The 21,913-nt window shown below is 35.0% G+C and carries 18 protein-coding genes and 1 pseudogene; 2 read left to right on the top strand and 17 right to left on the bottom strand.

The window, feature by feature from the left end; translation table 11 throughout:
- Positions 1-72: 72 nt before the first annotated feature.
- From gntP to ACUXVC_RS16980, 8 genes are all read right to left on the bottom strand, one after another.
- Positions 73-1,398, bottom strand: coding sequence for a gluconate permease GntP (gene gntP / locus ACUXVC_RS16945; protein WP_144465864.1), 1,326 nt, complete (start codon positions 1,396-1,398; stop codon positions 73-75).
- Positions 1,399-1,768: 370 nt separating this feature from the next.
- Complete coding sequence (gene fsa / locus ACUXVC_RS16950) at positions 1,769-2,437, bottom strand: fructose-6-phosphate aldolase (protein ID WP_098611699.1); 669 nt, start codon at positions 2,435-2,437, stop codon at positions 1,769-1,771.
- A gap of 202 nt (positions 2,438-2,639) precedes the next feature.
- On the bottom strand, positions 2,640-3,533 hold the full coding sequence (gene gnd / locus ACUXVC_RS16955; protein WP_053563941.1) for a phosphogluconate dehydrogenase (NAD(+)-dependent, decarboxylating): 894 nt from the start codon (positions 3,531-3,533) through the stop codon (positions 2,640-2,642).
- A 112-nt stretch (positions 3,534-3,645) separates the two neighbouring features.
- Complete coding sequence (gene tkt / locus ACUXVC_RS16960) at positions 3,646-5,640, bottom strand: transketolase (protein ID WP_098126518.1); 1,995 nt, start codon at positions 5,638-5,640, stop codon at positions 3,646-3,648.
- Between the two features lie 39 nt (positions 5,641-5,679).
- Positions 5,680-7,164: a glucose-6-phosphate dehydrogenase gene (zwf, locus tag ACUXVC_RS16965; protein WP_098126517.1), complete on the bottom strand. Its 1,485-nt coding sequence runs from the start codon at positions 7,162-7,164 to the stop codon at positions 5,680-5,682.
- Between the two features lie 365 nt (positions 7,165-7,529).
- A complete protein-coding gene (locus ACUXVC_RS16970) occupies positions 7,530-8,078 on the bottom strand; it encodes a glucose-6-phosphate dehydrogenase (RefSeq protein WP_098126516.1) in 549 nt (182 codons plus the stop codon).
- Between the two features lie 92 nt (positions 8,079-8,170).
- Positions 8,171-9,121 (bottom strand): NADP-dependent oxidoreductase, encoded by a 951-nt coding sequence (locus tag ACUXVC_RS16975; RefSeq protein WP_098126515.1) that lies wholly within the window; start codon positions 9,119-9,121, stop codon positions 8,171-8,173.
- Between the two features lie 13 nt (positions 9,122-9,134).
- Positions 9,135-10,088, bottom strand: coding sequence for an LLM class oxidoreductase (locus tag ACUXVC_RS16980; RefSeq protein ID WP_446025782.1), 954 nt, complete (start codon positions 10,086-10,088; stop codon positions 9,135-9,137).
- A 406-nt stretch (positions 10,089-10,494) separates the two neighbouring features.
- Here ACUXVC_RS16980 and ACUXVC_RS16985 point away from each other — a divergent pair, with 406 nt between their 5' ends.
- Positions 10,495-11,490 (top strand): zinc-dependent alcohol dehydrogenase family protein, encoded by a 996-nt coding sequence (locus ACUXVC_RS16985; RefSeq protein ID WP_016080867.1) that lies wholly within the window; start codon positions 10,495-10,497, stop codon positions 11,488-11,490.
- A 276-nt stretch (positions 11,491-11,766) separates the two neighbouring features.
- Here the strand turns inward: ACUXVC_RS16985 and ACUXVC_RS16990 are convergent, their stop codons facing one another.
- The 4 genes from ACUXVC_RS16990 to ACUXVC_RS17005 form a co-directional block, all read right to left on the bottom strand.
- The gene (locus ACUXVC_RS16990) at positions 11,767-12,561 is read right to left on the bottom strand and encodes an SDR family NAD(P)-dependent oxidoreductase (protein ID WP_000551091.1); all 795 of its coding nucleotides are present in this window, start codon (positions 12,559-12,561) and stop codon (positions 11,767-11,769) included.
- 674 nt (positions 12,562-13,235) lie between these two features.
- The gene (locus ACUXVC_RS16995; RefSeq protein WP_098126514.1) at positions 13,236-13,835 is read right to left on the bottom strand and encodes a nitroreductase family protein; all 600 of its coding nucleotides are present in this window, start codon (positions 13,833-13,835) and stop codon (positions 13,236-13,238) included.
- A 486-nt stretch (positions 13,836-14,321) separates the two neighbouring features.
- Positions 14,322-14,837, bottom strand: a complete 516-nt coding sequence (locus ACUXVC_RS17000) for a heme-degrading domain-containing protein (protein WP_135277567.1) — start codon at positions 14,835-14,837, stop codon at positions 14,322-14,324.
- Between the two features lie 408 nt (positions 14,838-15,245).
- Positions 15,246-15,617, bottom strand: a complete 372-nt coding sequence (locus ACUXVC_RS17005; protein ID WP_000402473.1) for a DUF1304 domain-containing protein — start codon at positions 15,615-15,617, stop codon at positions 15,246-15,248.
- A gap of 483 nt (positions 15,618-16,100) precedes the next feature.
- Here ACUXVC_RS17005 and ACUXVC_RS17010 point away from each other — a divergent pair.
- Positions 16,101-16,235: pseudogene (locus ACUXVC_RS17010) on the top strand (VOC family protein); the annotation flags it as partial.
- Between the two features lie 346 nt (positions 16,236-16,581).
- Here ACUXVC_RS17010 and ACUXVC_RS17015 read toward each other — a convergent pair.
- The 5 genes from ACUXVC_RS17015 to ACUXVC_RS17035 form a co-directional block, all read right to left on the bottom strand.
- Positions 16,582-16,923, bottom strand: coding sequence for a zinc ribbon domain-containing protein YjdM (locus ACUXVC_RS17015; RefSeq protein WP_000067658.1), 342 nt, complete (start codon positions 16,921-16,923; stop codon positions 16,582-16,584).
- Between the two features lie 263 nt (positions 16,924-17,186).
- Positions 17,187-18,950, bottom strand: a complete 1,764-nt coding sequence (locus ACUXVC_RS17020; protein ID WP_029442866.1) for a SulP family inorganic anion transporter — start codon at positions 18,948-18,950, stop codon at positions 17,187-17,189.
- Between the two features lie 100 nt (positions 18,951-19,050).
- Complete coding sequence (locus tag ACUXVC_RS17025; RefSeq protein WP_000021459.1) at positions 19,051-19,491, bottom strand: hypothetical protein; 441 nt, start codon at positions 19,489-19,491, stop codon at positions 19,051-19,053.
- Between the two features lies 1 nt (position 19,492).
- Complete coding sequence (locus ACUXVC_RS17030; RefSeq protein WP_000526188.1) at positions 19,493-19,846, bottom strand: ArsR/SmtB family transcription factor; 354 nt, start codon at positions 19,844-19,846, stop codon at positions 19,493-19,495.
- 428 nt (positions 19,847-20,274) lie between these two features.
- Positions 20,275-21,594, bottom strand: coding sequence for an aromatic amino acid transport family protein (locus ACUXVC_RS17035; protein ID WP_001014163.1), 1,320 nt, complete (start codon positions 21,592-21,594; stop codon positions 20,275-20,277).
- Positions 21,595-21,913: the final 319 nt, after the last annotated feature.

Raw genomic sequence — 21,913 nt, forward strand, 5'->3', positions numbered from 1 at the left:
CATTTATTTTATCTATTCATAACGTTATGTGCTAAAGTTATCTCTCTACATTCATATAAAAATATCCTTATTTTAAACAAACATATCGAGTATTAAAACTCCTCCAAAAGCGATAAATGAAAGTAACGTTTCTAATACAGTCCATGTTTTAAATGTTTCTTTCACTGTTAACCCTAGGTATTCTTTTACCATCCAAAAACCAGCATCGTTTACGTGTGAAAACATTAATGCTCCTGCACCTGTTGCAATAACGAGTAACTCTAAGTTCACACCTGTTGTATTTTCAACGATTGGCGAAACGATACCCGCTGCTGTTGTTAAAGCAACTGTCGCTGACCCTGTCGCAATTCGAATTAATCCTGCTACTATAAATGCTAATACAATTGGGGATAGAGCTAAATGCTCAGACATTTGAGCAATAGCATTGCCTACACCACTATCGATAAGAATTTGCTTAAATCCCCCGCCGGCACCAATAATCGCAACAATTGAACCGATTGGTAATAAGCTATCTTCTGTTATCTTCTTAATAGCTTTTTTATCGATACCTTGACGAAATCCAAGAAAATAGAACGCCGCAAAACATGCAATCAATAGTGCAATTATAGGACTACCGATTAATGTGACAATCTTCATCAAAGTATTAGAAAGAGGCACATAAGGAGCTGCTGCAGCTAAAACCATTAACATAACAGGTAACAAAATAACTAAAAATGAAACTCCTATTCCTGGTAATTTCGTTGATTTTGTATTTACACGAATCAATTCTGGCTCATTTTCAGGAATTACACGTTTGTGAATCCATTTCGCAAATATAGGACCTGCAATAATCGCTGCAAAAAATGTAATAATGAGTGAATACAATAGTACCTTCCCAAGATTCGCTTTATAAATACCAATTGCTACAATTGCCCCTGGATGCGGAGGAACAAGGCCGTGTACGACAGATAGCCCAGCAATTGCTGGTAATGCTATCAATAAAATATTTTGTTTCGTTGTTTTATGAATTGAAATTACTAACGGCAGTAATATTAAAATACCTACTTCAAAAAACACCGGAATTCCAATAATAAAACCTGCAATTAACATAGCCCATGGTAAGTTTTTTATCCCAAAGGATTTAATAAAGAACTCTGCCACTTGCATTCCAGCACCTGACTCTGCCATCATTTTCCCTAAAATTGTACCTAATACTAAAATACCTACTAAATGCCCGAGAACACTTCCGACTCCCGTTTCATAAGCACTCACTATTTTATCCATTGGCATTCCAGACATAATTGCTAAAAACAAACTTGCAACCGTTAAACTAATAAACGCATGCCATCTCCACCACGATACCCCTAAAATAACAATTACGATTGATAATAATGTAATCATTAAAAGGTACATATTCATACTCAGTTCCACCCCTTTATGTAAACCCTTTCAAAATTACTATACAATTAAGAGAACCTATATAGTTCTTTCTGGAGTAAGAGATATTTTCACATAATAATGATTTATATAAAAAGAATCTCCCTTATCAGAGACATACGTTAACTACTCTCTCTGATAAGGGGATTTCTCTTTAATAATTATAATGTTATTGTAATACATGCTTCATGCGAGCGAATTTTCCTTCTTTAAAAGTGAATGACACTTTCTTCTCTTACTGTTTTCACGTAGTAGGACTACAAACTCGGGATCCAGTTTAAACGATGAAGTTACTTAAGATCTGTCCTCTCATGAAAAGCAATTTTCAGAAAGCCTCCTTCACTTTCATTCATTATAATTTAGGTGCTTTCGCCCAATCCGCAGCAAACTTTTCAATCCCTTGGTCTGTTAATGGATGCATAGCAAGTTGTTCAATTACTTTATAAGGAATTGTTGCAATGTGAGCACCTGCCATCGCTACACGAGTTACATGATCTGGGTGTCTGACAGAAGCCGCAATAATTTGTGTATCTAATTGATGAATCTCGAATAATTCAGCAATTTTAGCAACTAATAGTACACCATCTTCAGAAATATCATCTAAACGTCCTAAAAATGGAGAAACGTATGTTGCGCCTGCTCGGGCTGCTAAAAGAGCTTGGTTTACAGTGAAAATAAGTGTAACGTTCGTTTTCACACCTTTTTCAGTAAGATAGCGACAAGCTTCTAATCCTGCTAACGTCATCGGAAGTTTTATCGTAACGTTTTTATCGCCACCGTTAATTTTAATTAACTCTTCTGCTTGAGCAATCATTTCTTCAGCTGTAACAGCATCTGGCGTTACCTCTGCCGAAACAGACTCAACTTTAGGTACTGCCTGACAAATTTCTGCGATACGGTCTTCAAACTTAACGCCCTCTTTTGCTACTAAAGAAGGATTCGTTGTAACACCAGCTAAAACTCCAAGTTTATATGCTTTTTTTATGTCCTCAAGATTTGCAGTATCAATAAAAAATTTCATGATTAATTCCCTCCAGTTTTTAAACGTTGATGAGTTACATGTTTAGGATGCTTATCCCGCTATTTGCCGGGCAGTAAGACCCCCACCCAAAAATTCAGCGAAGCAAAGAAATTAGATTGGGATCGGGCTTCCCGTAAAATCCGATTGGTAAAGGCTAATAATCAGCGGGGGATGAAGAACCCCCATTGATTAAAGTTTCACGTTATTTCTTTTCTACTGCATGTCCGCCAAATTCATTGCGCAGAGCTGCTACAACTTTTCCTGTAAATGTATCATTGTCTAATGAGCGGTAGCGCATTAATAGAGACATTGCGATAACAGGAGTTGCTGTTTGAAGGTCTAATGCTGTTTCTACTGTCCATTTTCCTTCACCAGAAGAATGCATAACACCCTTAATTTCATCCAGTTTTGCATCTTTAGAAAATGCATTTTCTGTTAATTCCATTAACCAAGAACGAATGACTGAACCGTTGTTCCATACTCTTGATACTTTTTCATAATCGTAGTCAAATTCACTTTTCTCTAGAATCTCAAATCCTTCACCAATAGCAGCCATCATACCGTATTCAATTCCGTTATGAACCATTTTTAAGAAGTGACCACTACCAGCTTTTCCAGCATATAAGAATCCATTTTCTACAGCAGTATCGCGGAAGATAGGTTCAACGATGTCCCAAGCTTCTTGATCTCCTCCGATCATGTAACAAGCACCATTACGAGCGCCTTCCATTCCGCCAGAAGTTCCTGCATCCATAAAGTGAATGCCATCTTTCTTTAATTGCTCATATCGGCGGATAGACTCTTTATAATGTGAATTACCAGCTTCAATTAAAATATCTCCTTTTGATAAAAGTGGTGTAACCTCATCAATAACAGAATCAACAACAGCGTGTGGTACCATTACCCAAAGAATTCTTGGTGATTGTAATGACTGAACAAGTTCACTTAAACTAGATGTACCCGTTGCCCCGTACTCTTTCATTTCTTCTACTGCGCTCGTATTTAAATCAAATGCTGCTACTTCATGTTTATGATCCATTAAATTTTTCCCTAAATTTAATCCCATTTTACCTAACCCAATTAATCCTACTTGCATAATATAATTCCTCCTCAAATTATCTTTTATTAAAAATTCATATCACTACAATCTGGAATACCTTTCAGCACTGATATGTTAGTATGTACAGAAAGGTATTCACAGTCATAGCTTAAGAATTCAACACATTTTTTGTAATTTGAACAACATTTTCTGTCGTAAATCCAAATAGATTCATGACTTCAGCTCCAGTGCCTGAAGCTCCAAATGTTTCAATTGATAGTACTTTTCCTTCTTGTCCTACATAACGCTCCCACCCGAGAGATACACCCATCTCAAGAGATACTCGTTTCGTTACAGAAGACGGAAGAACGGATTCTTTATATTCATTCGATTGACGATCGAATAACTCCCAGCTTGGCATTGCAACGATACGAACAGAAACTTGATCTTCTTCTAATTTCGCTTTTGCACTAGCAGCTAAGGATACTTCAGAACCTGTCGCAATTAAAATTACATCCGGATTTTCATTTGTTTGTGTTAATACGTAAGCTCCTTTAGAGAGATTCTCTATGTTCGCTTTCGTTTCATTAAACACCGGTAAATTTTGACGGCTCAGTACTAAAACGACTGGACCATCCGTTTGCTGTAAAGCATACGCCCAAGCACTTGCTGTTTCATTTGCATCTGACGGACGGATAACTGTTAAACCAGGAATTGCTCGAAGCGCTGCCAATTGTTCAATTGGTTCATGCGTTGGACCATCTTCTCCTACAGCAATCGAATCATGTGTAAATACGTAAGTAACAGGTAACTTTTGCAGTGCAGCCAGTCGAATCGATGGACGAAGGTAATCATTAAATACAAAGAATGTACTTACGAAAGGTTTTACTCCTCCGTGGAGAGCCAGTCCATTCGCTGCCGCGCCCATTGCATGTTCACGTACACCGAAGTATATATTTCGTCCAGCATATGATTCTACTGCATATACTGCTTCACCTTTTATATCTGTCATAGTGGAATGAGAAAGATCTGCACTTCCACCGAAAATAGAAGGAATCGATTTCACATAATGATTAATAGCTTCCCCACTTGCAACACGAGTGGAAATCGTTTTTTCAATATCAAAGGATAGAATGTCTTTCGCTTCAATTAAAACATCACCTGTAATCGCTTTTTCTAATTCATCTGCTAGTGCAGGGTTCGACTCTCTGTATGAATTGAACTGCTCATTCCAGTCATTTTCTTTTTCAATACCTTTTTGTTTCAGTTCATTAAAATGAGCTTTTACTTCTTCAGGTACAAAGAAATCTTCCTCATAACCCCAACCATACACTTGTTTTGTCGCTGTTGCCTCTTCTACTCCAAGCGGATTACCATGTGCTTTGTTCGTTCCAGCAACTTTTGGACTTCCATAACCTATAATAGTTCTAATTTCTATAAGAGTAGGTTGATCCGTATTTTCTTTCGCTGATTGAATAGCTTTTGTAATAGCATCGACATCGTTTCCATCTTCAACTCTTACATATTGCCAATGTACAGATTCTGCCCTTTTCTGAATATCTTCAGAGAAAGCAATGCCTAATTCACCATCAAGTGAAATTTCATTTGAATCATACAGTACAATTAACTTGCCAAGTTTCATATGTCCTGCCATTGACATCGCTTCATAAGCGACACCCTCCATTAAGTCACCATCTCCGACTAAAGCGTACGTATTGTGATCTATAATAGAGTGACCATCCTTATTGAACTTCGCTGCTAAATGCGCTTCTGCCATTGCCATTCCGACAGCATTGGCAATTCCTTGTCCTAACGGGCCTGTCGTCGCTTCGACTCCAGAAGTATGACCAAACTCAGGATGTCCTGGTGTTTTACTATTTAACTTTCTGAAGTTTTTCAAGTCATCAATTGAAACATCATATCCAGCTAAATGAAGCAGGCTATATAACAGACTAGATCCATGTCCCGCCGATAAAACGAAACGATCACGGTTAAACCATTCTGGGTGATTAGGATTGTAATTTAAATGATTCGCCCATAATGCATAAGCCATTGGTGCTGCTCCCATCGGAAGACCTGGATGACCTGAGTTTGCCGCATTAATAGCATCAATCGATAACGTACGAAGTGTATTCACTGCTAATTGATTTATGTTTTGTGTCATAGTAATCGTCCCCCTAAATGCTTTCATGAAAGAAAGTACTTATTTTTCCATCTCTTGATCTAACCACCATTTAAATCCACTTTCTTGCAACAGTTCATTAGACGCTTCTGGACCATATGAACCAGACTCATATTCATGAAGCGGTAATAAGTTTTCCTCGAACGCTTCAAGAATTGGTTGTACCCATTCCCATGACAATTCAACTTCTCTCCAATGTGCAAAGAATGTAGCGTCTCCACTCACAGCATCATGAATGAGTCTTTCATACGCTTCAGGTACTCCCACATCCGCTTGCTCACAAGTAAAGTTAATACGCATCGGTTCAATTTCTCCATTTTTCAATGGATTTTTACTATTTAACTGTAATGAAACGTTCTCACCTGGGCTAATTTCAATTATTAATAAGTTAGGTTCTGCATTTGGATTATTATCTTGATATTGCTGTTTTAACGTATTTTTAAATTCGATTACAATACGAGTAGACTTTTCTTTCATTCGTTTTCCTGTTCGTATATAAAATGGAACGCCAGTCCAAAACGGATTATCGATCCACAAGCGAGCAGCAACAAATGTGTCTATGTTAGAAGAAGGATTTACTCCTGGTTCCTCTTTATATGCTACAACTTGCCCACCTTTTATCTCTCCTGAAGCGTATTGACCGCGAACGATATGGTTTTGAACGTCTTCTTTTTTCACTTTACGAAGCGTCTCCATTACCTTTCGTTTTTCCTCTCGAATTTCACACGCATTAACCTTTTCCGGCAGATTCATAGCAGTCATCATTAATATTTGTAACATATGATTTTGAACCATATCTCGAATGGCTCCTGCCTGGTCATAATATCCAGCCCTTTCTTCAACCCCAACTGTTTCACTAGCTGTAATTTGTACATTCGCTATATGTTCTTTATTCCAAATCGACTGGAGAACAGGATTTGCAAATTCTAGCGCTTCAAGATTTTGAATCATCGGTTTACCTAAATAATGATCGATACGGTATATCTCGTCTTCTTCAAACGTGCGACTAAGCTTATCATTCAGCTCACGAGCAGATGTAAGGTCGTGCCCAAACGGTTTCTCAATCATCAGGCGTTTCCATCCATCCGTTTTATCAAGTCCGCTTTCCTTAATATTTAAAGCAATCGTCTCGAAAAATTCAGGAGCAACTGAAAGATAGAACATTCTATTACCTTTTATATGTAGTTCTTCTTCCCTTTCACGAACGACTTGTAATAATCTCTCATAGTCTTCCGGCTTACTCACATCTAATGGACAATAGCGAAAATTATCTAAAAAACCTTCCAGTTCCGGAGTACCTTCTTCCCTCTGACGAGAAAACGTCTCTATTGATTCTTTTATTCTTTCTTGAAAATCTTCATGAGATACTTGACGTCTTCCAAGCCCGATAACAGATATTTGCTTTGGAAGCTTTTGATCTCTATATAAGTTATATAGCGCGGGGTAAATTTTGCGTTTCGCTAAGTCCCCTGTCGCTCCAAATAAAACAAAGGTCATTGATTCCAAGTTCAGTCCCCCTCTTGTTGTATAATCCTCTTCAATATACTAAAAATGAATTGTACAGAAGCTCATACTCTTATACTTCTTGTTTTTATAAAAAACAAAGAGTTATCTAATTCCAATTCTTTTTATACCTTTCGCTCTCTCATTGTCCCCAATATTAATAGTGGCAATTCAAAGCATTTCTACTGCAACTTACTTATTTATAGAGCTTAACGAAATATTTTATATCTAATTACTTTTAGTAATTAAGTAATCCTATGTCTAGTATATTAACCACATAAATTATTATCGTCAATAAAAATGTCTTGAATTAAATACTATTTATTTTGTAATACTTTTCTAAGTGTATTCCTAGTTACCATTCATTTTCAAAGATAATGATCAATATAATAAATATCAGTTTCGTCAAAATCTTCAATTAATTTTCGGTTAAACTCGCGAGCAGACGTTACATTATAATCAAAAGGCTTCTCTATAATAAGACGGTTTAATCCTTTTGTAGTCCACAATCCACTCTCTTTAATATTTAAAGCAATCACATCAAATACTTCTGGTACAACAGATAGATAAAACATACGGTTTTCAGAAATATTTAATTCTGTTTCACGCTTTTTTACAAGGCTCAGTAAATCTTGATAGCCCACTATATTCGCTGTATCTAATTGACAATAACGAAATGTGCTAATAAATTCTTCTACTCCTGATTCGTCATCAGAAGATATTCTAGAAAATGTAGCAAGGGATTGTTCTATCTTTGTTTGAAATTCCACATCTGACATTGCCCTTCTGCCAATACCGATAATCGAAATAGATTGTGGTATATTTTGATTACTAAATAGTTTATATAAAGCAGGGTAAATTTTGCGTTTCGCTAAATCCCCTGTCGCTCCGAATAAAAGAAATGTCATTGAATCCATTTGTTCTCTCCCTTTTAAAACAATTGCTAGAATAGAATATATAAGCTCATTCGCTACTTAGCAAAATATTGTCTCTAAAACCTCATACTTTACTAATGTTTCTTCAATACAATTTTGCCAAGAGCACGTTCTGACTCACTTATGTGGTGTGCTTTTTTTACGCCTTCTACATGTAAAGGCAACACATGTGTTACAACAGGTTTAATCTTCCCGCCCTCAATTAATTCTGTAATAAGAGAAAGTTCATATCCGTTAGGTTCAGTAAATATATGGTCACTCTGAATATGTTTCTCTCTTGCTATTTCAGTTTGCGGAATTTCCATACCTTTCGGACCATAGATAGACGCTAACTTTCCATTTGGTGCAAGTACTTTATAACTATCCTTTAGTACATCCTCGCCTAACACATCAAATACAATATTGTAATTATGCAAAAGCAAAGAAAAATCTTCTGTTTTGTAATCAATGACAGTATCAGCGCCTAAATCCTTTACAAACTGTATGTTTTTCGTACTAGTCGTAGTTGCAACATGTGCACCGAAGCTTTTTGCTAGCTGAATAGCAAACGTACCAATCCCGCCAGATCCAGCATGAATTAAAACCTTATTACCCTTTTGAACATTAGCGAATTTCACTAAACTTTGCCAACTTGTCAAACCTACTAGAGGGATTGATGCTGCTTCCTCAAAAGATAGATTTCTCGGTTTTTTCGCTACATACTTCTCATCTACAGCCACGTACTCTGCATAAGTACCATTTCGTTCAATATCTGGACGACTATATACTTCATCCCCCACTTTAAATGCTGTTACGTTTTTTCCTATAGCAGCAACTACACCTGCAACATCCCATCCTAAAACGAGCGGGAAGTCATAGGAAATTACGTCTTGAAGTAAACCCTCACGTATTTTCCAATCCACAGGATTTACACCAGCTGCATATACTTCAATCAGTATATCGTTGTCTCCCAATAGCGGTTTCTGCATTTCAATCTCTTGTAGTACACTTTTATCTCCATATTGCATAAGTCCTATTGCTTTCATTCTTTACACTCCTTTACAATGCTGGGAAATGAGGTAGTACTTCTTCTCCTAGCTCATCCAATACTTCGTCAGCTGGACGTTGACCATCAAATAGAGCAAGGAATAAATGATTCACACCAATATTTATATATATATCAAGTAATTCAATTAGTGCCTTACGCCCTGTACGGTAACCTAAACGGATCGGTGTAGGACGTTCATTTGGATCTTCAGATAAATCTAAATGCATCGGTTGTATAAATGGTTTGAATACATCTGGATGATAATCCTCTACTAGTTCTCTCCATTGTCCAATTGCTCCCGCTTGATGTACTGGACTACGTGGATAATACATCCATCCATCTCCATGTTCAGCGAACCAGTCCATATTTTGCTGACTAAAACCTGTAATAAAGGTTGGAATATGCTTAGACGGTTTTGGAACTAAATTCGCACCATGAACTTCTCCTAGTGTCGACTGGATAGACGGGAAGTTTTTATACAAAATTTCTTCCAAGTAAGCAAACGCTTCTCTAAACTTTTCACCTCGTGTTTCATGACTAACACCTAACGCCTTGAAATCAGCACGTCTGTCACCGGATGAAATGCCAAGCATAATTCTTTCTGGAAATAGTTGATCCAATGTAGCAATTTCTTTCGCCACACGCAATGGATGACGAAGTGACAATACAGTTGCCGACGTTCCAAATGCGATTTTCTCTGTTTTGCTTGCTAAATACGTCAAATAAATCATCATATCGTAAATTTGACCTGTTGCAGGATCACCAAAATCAGGGTCTTGCAGCAATACATCGCGAAGCCATACACCTGTAAAACCGTATTGTTCCGCTTTTTGTACTAACTCTACTTGTTTTTCCATCGTTGGAGCATGAAACTGATAATTTTCAATCGGAATGTGAACTCCTAATGTAAGTTGATCTTTCGCAAACATACGATTATATCCAAAATGATTCGCAAACTTTTCCATGTGTTTCACTCACTTTCCTTCATTCATATAAATCTATACTTTTCATATTTCTTCTCAAAATTCATAAGCAACACTGCAACACCACATTGTTGCCGATTGTAATCGTTATAACTTTCTTTGTGCTACGAGTGTTATTATAAATCGGCCATAACATGAATAACAGTACGTACTTTAAAGTGATGTAGGCACTTTAAAGTACCTATACTAAGTGAGTAATAATAAATCATGCTGCAAAAATAACATCTATCCTTTCTTCAAAAAGCTGTACCGTTGCTTTTGCAAGTACGTTACATTATTTCACGTACTTTCCCCTTCTTTATGTAAAATTCTCACTAACCAAATTCAAAATATTATACTTATTTTTCGCACTTTGCTATGCTATAACCACAAACAGGAGGTATAAACTATGAAAGCACAAATTATCCATTCTTTTGGGGATTCATCTGTATTTCAATTAGAAGAAGTTTCAAAACCAAAACTTTTACCAGGTCATGTTCTAATCGATGTAAAAGCAACAAGTGTAAATCCAATCGATACAAAAATGCGTAGTGGTGCCGTTTCAGCAGTCGCTCCTGAGTTTCCAGCTATATTACACGGCGATGTAGCTGGTATTGTTATTGAAGTAGGAGAAGGTGTTTCGAAATTCAAATCAGGGGATGAAGTATACGGATGTGCCGGAGGTTTTAAAGAAACTGGAGGTGCACTTGCAGAATTTATGCTTGCTGATGCGCGATTAATTGCTCACAAACCTAAAAATTTAACAATGGAAGAAGCAGCTGCTCTACCATTAGTTGCAATTACAGCTTGGGAATCTTTATTTGATCGTGCAAATATTAAACCTGGTCAAAATGTTCTCATTCATGGAGCTACTGGTGGCGTAGGACACGTAGCCATTCAACTAGCTAAATGGGCAGGCGCTAAAGTTTTTACAACCGCTTCTCAGCAAAGCAAAATAGACATCGCCCATCGTCTAGGAGCCGACATAGCTATTAATTATAAAGAAGAATCTGTTCAAGAATATGTAAAAAAACATACGAACGGAAACGGATTTGAAGTTATATTTGATACAGTAGGCGGCAAGAATCTCGATCATTCTTTTGAAGCTGCTGCGGTCAATGGAACCGTCGTAACAATCGCTGCTCGTTCAACCCATGACCTCTCTCCTTTACACGCAAAAGGACTCTCTCTGCACGTTACTTTTATGGCGTTAAAAATATTACATACAGATAAACGTGACGCTTGCGGGGAAATTTTAACTAAACTAACGCAAATAGTAGAAGAAGGACACCTTCGACCATTGCTAGATTCTAAACCTTTTACGTTTGATGAAGTTGCTCAAGCACATGAATATTTGGAGTCAAATAAAGCAATTGGGAAAATAGTGTTGAAAAATGTTTGGTAACTTTCACTAAGTAATACAAATAACAAATGTTTGTTGTTGGAAAATAACAGCGGGATCGCTTCGTCTTATCTTTTTCTTAAGAGATGCCACAACGCTAAATGCTCTCACTCCTTTACAACAAGTAAAAAAATAACAGCCGAATTTTTCTTATAGTAGAAAATTCGGCTGTTTGCATGTCGCAATTTGCTTTTTGTATATTTCCATTAATAGATAAAATACAACTCATTTGCCTTACCATCTTTACCTTCAACAGAATATTATTTTGTTTTTAATTTTTTAAAACACACTACGTACTAATCCCCCGTCTATTCGCAGCGCGGAACCATTAATTGCTGAAGAAAGTGGGCTGCTTAAGAAAGTGACAAGATTGGCAATTTCTTCTGGTCGAATAAGTCTTTGAATAATAGAGGTTGGTCGATTCTCTTTCATAAATCGCTTCTCAGCTTCTTCTATTGTCAATTGCTCATTAGGATAAAGACTATTTAACATAGTCTCCACTCCTTCCGTTAAAGTCGAACCAGGCATTATAGTATTAACAGTCACATTCGTTCCTGTCGTCAGCTCAGCTAAACTGCGAGAAAGTGAGAGTTGCATCGTTTTAGTCGCACTATAGTGAGCCATTTCTTGAGATGGCATAATAGCTGCTTCGCTAGCAATAAAGATGACTCTTCCTTCTTTTCTTTCAATCATTTGTTTTAAATACGAGCGAGTAAGTCGAACACCACTCATAATATTGACTTCAAACAATTTAAACCAATCTTCATCAGGAATATCAAAATATTCTACAGGTTCAAAAATTCCTAAGTTATTAATAAGAATGTCTACTTCAGGGTACTTTTCAATCACATTTTGGCACCCTTTTTCTGTTCCTAAATCAGCTACTACGGGTTGAAGGATAGCATCCGGATACTGCGCTTGAATTTCGTTTATCGTTTGATTAACATTTTCTTCACGGCGTCCATTAATAAGTACAGTAGCTCCTTCCGCTACTAATGAAGTGGCAATTGCTTTTCCAATCCCTGCCGTAGATCCAGTAACCAGTGCTGTTTTTCCTTTTAATTGCATATGCATATAGATCCCTCCAAATTCATGTGCTAAATGATTGACTTACGTTGGAATAAATAATTACGTTTATATTGTGGTTCACTTCTCTTATCTTTAACAGAAAATAAGCAGATCCACCCTTTTTTCGAAAGAGTATAAAGTGAAACTTTAATCAGTGGGGGTCTTACTGCCCGGCAAATAGCGGGATAAACGAAAATTATGTAGCTACTGGACTCTGTACTGAATTAAAAATCGAAATTATCATCATTTAGATCTACTCGATAATTCTGATTCTAATCATTGTAATGTTAAAAAATCACATCAACAACAGAGTAACGCTAAAACCAACTAATAAATACCATTATGATATATATTAACGATAAAGAAAATTACGCACTTTAAAGTTCCATAGGAACAAAAAAGTAACCCATAAACCATAATTTCTAACCCTTTACATTTACTAACGTAGTATCCTTTTCTATCATAGAAAAGGTTGTAAAATCACACATTCTTACATACAGTTATAAGATTATTTTTATTCTAATTAACTAAAAACCATTATACTCCTTTATCACTTTCAAAAATGAATCAAAAAAACACGAAGACTTAAATGTCTTCGTGTTTTTTTAATGTATATCGTTACACTTGTGATTGAATTCATAACTAGAATCTTTTTACTCATTCCTTATGAATAATGTTTATTATTTATGAAACTTCACACGCTCTTCAAGTGGTTGGAATTCTTTTTCTCCTGGTGCAGCCGTTGGATTACCAAATGGCATTTGCGCAATCAGTTTCCAATTAGCAGGAACATTCCATTCTGTTTTTACTTCATCATCAATTAATGGATTATAATGTTGTAAAGATGCCCCTAATCCCTCTGCTTCTAAACCTGTCCACACGACTAATTGGTGCATACCTGATGCTTGGTGTGACCAAATTGGGAAGTTTTCAGCATATGCAGCAAATTTTTCTTGAAGCGATTTAACGATAGCCTCATCTTCAAAGAATAGTACTGTTCCATAACCAGCTTTAAAAGAATCCATTTTTTGTTGCGTTCCTGAGAAATCTCCATCTCCAACTACTTTTCTTAATGTTTCAGTTGTAATATCCCATAATTTATTATGAGCTTCACCAAATAATACAACTAATCGCGCAGTTTGAGAATTGAAAGCTGATGGAGTATATTTCACAGCAAACTCCACGATTTCTTTAATTTTTTCATCTGATACTTGTACCTCTTTATTAATTCCGTAGTAAGTACGTCTTTCTTTCAGTGCAGTATAGAAATCTTTTGTCATAATTCATTTCCTCCTAAGTTTTAATATTCTTCAAAATGATACATTGCGAAGAGAATATGAGTTGAAATGAGTTCATTTTTGAACCATCGAACACCATAACACCAATTGCTAGTCATTCTGAATCTAAACCACTGCTTCTTGCTTCAGTTTACCTAAAAAAACTCTTATAGCATCATTGATACAATCTAGTGATCATTCGGTATTATTTTACCCATTCTCTATTCATGTATCCTGCTTGTTTCATATTTACACAAATATGAAATGTAGCTACTTTAATCACCAAATTTCACATTAATTTAGAGCAGGTTCAATTACAGCAATTTCGCTTACTCGAACAAAACGATGCAATTCAAAGAACAGTGCACAATTAAGTACTACCTGTAAAAGAATCCCCTTAGCCTCACTATAAGAAAAAATAATAAAAAGCCAAAAACGAACAATAATATGTTCATTTTTGGCTTTACTTAACCATCACATTTACTTTTACTATTGCTTCAAATGATTTTTAACTGCTCTTACTACCAATTCGTGATCTTCTTCTGGTGGTAATCCTGAAACTGTTATCATTCCAATAACCCCTACGTTTTTTATCCTGATAGGAAAGCATCCACCAAACGCAGCATATTCCGAAGTATCTAAAAGATATTTTTCATTATATGAAATTCCAGTTATTTCACTTTGTATCTGCATATAATACGAGCTACGATCATGCAGGGAAACGACTCGTTTTTTACGCTCAATCCATTTCGTATTTTCCGCATTTGTCCCTGTCATCTTGAAATGAAATAATTGCACACCATTTTTCGTTATATCAACAGCAATCAATTTCCCCTCTCGCTTTGCTGTTTCAACGATAAATAAACCTAGTTGCAAGGCATCTTCATTTGTAAAAGAGGAAAATTGAAGCGTTTCCTCCTCTTTTAAAATTTGTTTACTTATTTCATTCAAATTTGAAGTACTCATATCTTTAACCTCCATAATTGTTTTATGCCACACCGACATTTTCCCGAAATTATTAGGCCATATAGTACAACCTTTCAATCAATCTGACTCTAAATAAACTGCTGTAACATCGTTGGTAACTAGTACCGTAAATCTTGTTTTCTTCTTACTGGTGTTATTATGAATGATATTCAAAGTTATAAAAAGTACGCACTTTAAAGTGCTATAGGTACTTTAAAGTACTATTCTACTTATCCCTATCTTACAGAGACTATTATGAAATATATTTAACATCTTAAAAATGTATGTACTAAAGAATAATATTTTTAATCACTAACTTTTTTGCTCAATGGTTGTAATTCATCAGATACAGAAATAGACATACAAAAACGCCATCCTTTCCTATAATTCTACAGAAAGAATAGCGTATTTTTCAAAAATGAGTTCTTTTATTGAGAAACTTTGATTCTATATCATACATAAAAGGGCAACCAGTGCTAAAACAGCTGGAAGTCCTTGTTTCACAATAATTGATTTATTAGATGTGAAACCTCCGAAAATAGCTGCTACCACCACACAAATCACGAAAAATAATTGGACCATATAACCAATTGGATTGAGTCCAAGTACAAGTCCCCAAATGAGACCAGCCGCTAAAAATCCATTATATAAACCTTGGTTTGCAAACATAATGGCTACGTTTCGATCTCCTTCTAAATGCTTCGGTAATTTGAAAGCACGTTTCGCTACTTTTGAATCAATAAAAAACATTTCAAGGATCATGATAAACAAATGTTCTAATGCTACGATCCCGACTAAAATAGCTGCGATTATTTCCACACTATTCTGCCCCCTACACTCTCTATTCTTTAATATTCTCTACATTTTTTTGCATCTGTAATAGAACATGAATAAGTATTTTGCGTTCTTCTCCACTGATATTTACGAACATTTCCTTCATAAAATGTTCCTTTTCTTTCTTGTCAAAATATTAATTGATATATCAATTATTGATACATCAATTAATATACATCTCTCTTTTTATTTTTGCAAGTTTTTTTGCTCAATTGGTTTTATTTTGTTCTAGCAACTTTAAACCAATTCAAAACATCAGTTCGCATTTCTAGAAATCATAATTACTTTAAGTTCATTCTGACAATCATATTTAACTAAATATATAAAAGAATTGAGTTATATCTCCATCAATTTATAAAAATTAATTTTTTCTAAAAACAGATACTTTACGTTTTTTATAGTAATAAAAATCATTTTTTTGTTTCAGAGGCAATCCATTTTGTTAGCCTGATGGGCATAAGATAGCACCCATATGGAGAACCAATTATCTTTCAAGAAAACGGCTTGAAATCTGGATTTGGTACAGGAGTTGCCTACTTCCGTAATCCAGATGGTACTAATTTAGAGCTAATTGCTCCAAAAGGGCCATTTAGACGTGACTAATTAAAATATATTAATACTGAAAAACCACCTTTATGAGAGGTGGTTTTTGTTACTAATGGTCAAGATTAATATTGAGCTCTGATTGACACCTATTCCTTTTCCATATCTTTCATCATACCATCGAAAGAATAGTCTTATAGCTATTTCAAATATTTCGGCTGTACTATATTGCTAGCCAGCTAAAATTTCATGGTACTCCCCAAAAAAATCTGCTGAATCATAACCAAAAGTTCATTTTATCATTTCAAGGTAATTCGAAATTCTTAAGTTGTTGGGCACGGGGTACAGCTGAAAAACAGTGTATATTCATTAACTTCAAACTAATTTTGATGTAACAAAATTGTATTTATACCTTTTTAACAAATTCAGATTTTAATTTCATAGCTCCAAAACCATCAATTTTACAATCAATATCATGATCTCCATCAACTAATCGGATACTCTTTACTTTTGTACCAATTTTTACAACTGATGAAGTTCCTTTTACTTTAAGATCTTTAATTACTGTTACAGAATCACCATCGTTTAAAATATTTCCATTTGCATCTTTAATTACTTTTGTATCTTCACTATTTTCAGCTTCTAATTCTAAAGTCCACTCATGAGCACATTCTGGACAAACAAAAAGATTCCCATCTTCGTAAGTGTATTCTGAATTACATTTTGGACAATTTGGTAAATTAGACATATTTTTATTTCCTCCACTCGTTTTCGTGTATTCTATTAAATAAATATTATTTTTAATTTCCCTTTTCCGTTTAAATATACGGAAAATATTCTCTTCTTACTGTTTGATACTTATTTGTTGAATGTATAAAAAAACTACTTGTTCACACCTTGTAAAAAATCTTCTCCACATTCTCCAAAGCAAACTTTCTTCTTCTCTATTTTTTAATAAAATGATGAAAAAGTAGATTAAATCAAACAAACTTTGTATGTGAAGTGAAATTTTTAAAAATCTAATGCATTTACTTTATTCTTTATTGTATTGATTTCCTGCGATTGCTGAGAAAGCCCTGTACACTCATGAAAAGCAAAATGCTTACACCCTATACATTTTTTTGTATTCAGATGTCCTAAAGCACAATTAATTGCTTCCCCTGTATGATCAAAAAAGTTTTCTTTCCCAATCTCAGCGTACAATCCATTCTTATCTAGATTGGCTTTTAGCTCTGATTGAATTCCAGAAATAAGAAGTACGCCACCTTGTTTTTTGAAGTGCTGAACAATATTCCTAAAGTAAGACTCTCCTGTGGTATCAATAAAAGGAACTTTTCCCATACGTAAAATTAAAACTTTAGGTTTATAATGAATAGTCGCTAAAATATTTTGTTCAAATGTTTGAGCAGCCCCAAAGAATAATGGGCCTTCTATTGTATAAATACTAATTTGTGGACAATCATGAGCTTTATTTACCACATGCGATAACAATTTTTCATTCTTTTTTGTATGATCAGGAAGCACTTTAGATATAACAAGCATATTACTCATACGTTTTGTAAACAAAATAACAGCTAAAATAAGACCGATCTCCACAGCTGTTGTTAAACTAGTAAATACAGTAAGTAAAAATGTTACTAGTAATACAAGGGAATCTCCTGTCTTCATTTTGAGTATGTGATAAAAATGTTTTTGTTCGCTCATATTCCAAGCTACCACCATTAAAATGGGAGCCATACTAGCAAGAGGAATATGTGAAGCATATGGAGCTAACAGTAAAAGTGTCAATAACACAAATCCCCCATGAATAATACCCGACATCGGAGATACAGCCCCACTCTTAATATTAGTCGCTGTACGAGCAATTGCTCCAGTCGCTGGAATTCCGCCAAATAACGGGGTAACAATATTTGCAATCCCCTGACCGACAAGCTCTTTGTTACTGTTGTGTTTACTATTTGTCATACCATCTGCCACGACAGCGGATAAAAGCGACTCAATTCCACCGAGCATCGCAATAACAAATGCAGGACCAATTAACTGTTTTATACGTTCTAATGTGATTTCTGGTATATCAAACTGAGGAAGTGTATTTGTAATCGTGCCATATGCTGTACCAATAGTAGGTACATGACCTGAGAAAAATACAGTTGCAATTACAGTTGAAATAACAACACCTACTAATGAACCAGGTACTTTTGGTAAAATCTTTGGTGTTATGAGTATAACAAAAAAGCAAATCAAAGCAGTTATAACACTATAAAAATTGGTAGTACTGATATGAGTGAAGAGTTCCTTCAAATTTGCTAGAAATTCCTCATGCTTTTTTATACCTGTTAAACCTAAAAAACTAGCAATTTGTCCCGTAAAGATAATAACAGCAATACCTGAAGTAAAACCAATTGTTACAGGACGTGGAATAAACTTAATTAAAGAGCCTAGTTTGAAGATTCCCATAAGACATAAAATAATTCCAGCTAACAAACCCGCGAGTAGTAAATTTTCGTATCCATAGGTAATTACAACTCCTAAAAGAATCGGAACAAAAGCACCTGTAGGTCCTCCAATTTGATACTTCGAACCACCAAACAGTGAAATGAGTATTCCAGCAATACAGGTTGTATAAATCCCATACTCTGGCTTAACACCAGAGGCTATAGCAAAAGACATAGCAAGTGGAATCGCAACAACTCCAACAATCATTCCTGAAAGAAGATCCTTTTGAAAATGTGCTAATGAATATCCTTCAAACCTTCCTGTAAATAACTTTCTCATTACAAACCCTTCTTTTCTATTTTTAATAGATCTGGATTACAAATGTATTTCTCGGTCCCTTATACAGAAAATTGTCCTTTTCACAAAAATAAAAAACACCCTAATATTTACTATATGTTTTACTTAAATGACACTCCAATTCACCTATATCTCCACCTTGTTGTACATAGGATTTCAATCTTTCTGCTAGACGTTCTCCGGCTCGACTATCTAGCTTCTTTGTATCAATAAACGATCTAATCCTTACCTTATCTGGAGTAATATCTCTACGAAACATTTGTCCTGGAATTTCATTCCAAAAACGATTCCATTCATCCAGTAATCCTATTTGATCAAATAAAAAACCTTGAATTCCACATAACCAAGCTGTACAAGCAGTATTTCTTTTTTGACATCCAACTCCATCTTGTAAATGTTGGCATGAAAAACAACAAGAATTTCCACTTTTTATACAAACTTCACAAACGTAATGAGCTCCTAATGAGCGAAATGTTTCAATCCCATGTTGGATGATATCTTCTTTCTTAACCTCAATACTCAACCTATCCCTCCTTGGACATCATTTCACTTTCTGCTTCATCTAGCTCTTCTAACATTGAAATCGTATCGATTAAATGGTTGTTAAAAATCTTCCGTGCAACCACCAATAAATCCACAATAATAGGGTCTCGTAAAGAATATAAAACTCTTTTTCCATCTTTTCTACCAACAACAATGTTTTTTGAACGTAGTACACTTAATTGCTGAGAAACAGCTGAACCTTCCTTATTTAGAATATCTTGAATTTCGTTTACGCTTTTTTCACCTTCTGACAATAATTCTAAGATACCTATTCGCAAAGGATGTGCTAAGGCTTTAAAGAAATCTGCTTTAAATTGTTGCATTTCGTTTCCCATTGAAATCCCTCCGTTACTTTTCCTCAATTTCAAAAAGTATCATATACATCTTCAAATGTTTGAATATGTATATAATACTTTTAAAACCTCGAATTTTCAATACAAATTTTACAATATTAAATAAGTATCAAATAGAGAAATATACTATTCAAATTTAGGTTCAAAATTTATTATCCAAAATAAAAGCGCCTAACATATTAGGGATATATAATACGTTAGGCGCTTGATATTTAAAATTTTTCGATTTAGGTCTTGATAATATTGGATGAGTATATGACCAAAACGCTAGATGACTAATATGAATAAACTTATTTGTAAAATTAATTCCTTAGAATATTTTAAGAGCAAGTTTTGAAAAAAACTATTCAAAACTTGCTCCTTATTTTCTCAGATCCAATTATTTTGATACTAAAACCAACAGTAGTGAATTAGAATAATGACTTAATACTTGCTAAAACTGTGAGTACACCTACAATAATAACAAATACGTTACTCATTTTCCCTTTGTATTTAGCTAGTACTGGTACTTTTTGAATCGCATACATCGGTAATAGACATAAGATAGCAGCAACTAAAGGACCGCTTAGAGAATCAATAAGTCCAAGAATACTTGGATTTGTATAAGCAACAAACCAGCATGATAATACAACAAAAGTAAGGATTATTGTCTTAATTGTTTTTTCTTCAATATCTTTTCCACGTGATTTACCGAACTTAATAATCATGTCACGCATTACTTCAAATGCTCCTATATAATGGCCAAGGAAAGACTTTGTAATAGCCACAAAAGCAATAATTGGAGCTGCAATAGTGATTACAGGCGAATTAAGCTCATTAGCAAGATATGAAAGAATTGATAAGTTTTGTTCTTTTGCCATTTTTATATCATCTGGAGTCAAGCTCAATGCGCTACTCCAAACGAAGAACATAACAACAGCGAATGTCATGATATAACAAACCTTTTGTATTTGCGCACATTTAGCATCAGTGGCTTCGATTCCATACGTAGCTCTCTGTTTCACAACAAATGATGAAATCATAGGTGAATGATTAAATGAGAATACGATAATTGGTAGAATCATCAATATCGTCCCAAAATAGCCTGTTCCTGTTGAAGCAGTTGAAACAGCTGAAAAACTAAGCATTGACGTATTCCACTGTGGAATTAAAGATATTGCGATAAAAAGTAGAGAAACTATGAAAGGATACACTAACATACTCATTACCTTTACAGTAATATCTTGACCAAAATTTAGTATAGCGATAAGACCAAGAACTAATACAAGTGATAAAATAGCCCTTGGAGGTTCTGCCATGTGCAATTGATGCACGATAAAACTACTTGCAGTATTTGTAAGCGCAACCGAATACATTAGTACGATTGTATAAATTGAACCGAAATATACGATGTTAAAAATGATACTCGCTTTATTTCCGAAATACTCTCTAATTGTACCTGTGATCCCCTCATCAGCAGAATTAGAAGCGTATATCATTTTAGCAAGTGCCCTATGTGAGTAGTACATAACTGGATATGCAAGCAATGTAATTAGTAGTAAAGATAATAAACCACCTGAACCTGCATTAATCGGTAAAAAGAGCACCCCTGCTCCAATTGCAGTTCCAAATAGACTGAGTGCCCATGTAGTATCCTGCTTATGCCACTTTTTCGGATCTGCATATTGCTCATTTTTTAGTGCGGTATTTTCAGCTTGAACTTCTATTTTCTTTGCAGTATTCCCGTTCATATAATAACTCCCCCTTGTATCTATTCCTACATCTCTCTTTGCATCTAACAAATATTCCCTTTTCGGAAAATGAATTCCTTACAAGTTGCCCCACATTGTATGTCCTTCATCATAATGAATCCAAATTGAAACATTCGCTAGTTAGCGTCCTAATATAATTGTTAGCGTTCACAAAAAAGTTTACTCAAAGTATCCGCTCTTTATATAAAGACCCCTTAAGAGAACAATATAGAATAGACTTCATAAATACGTTGCAACATTTCTAATAACAGTGTATTACTTTAATGGTTTCTCTTTTTTACTTTTAACAGTAATTTTA

It is taken from the genome of Bacillus sp. N6 (assembly GCF_052805735.1).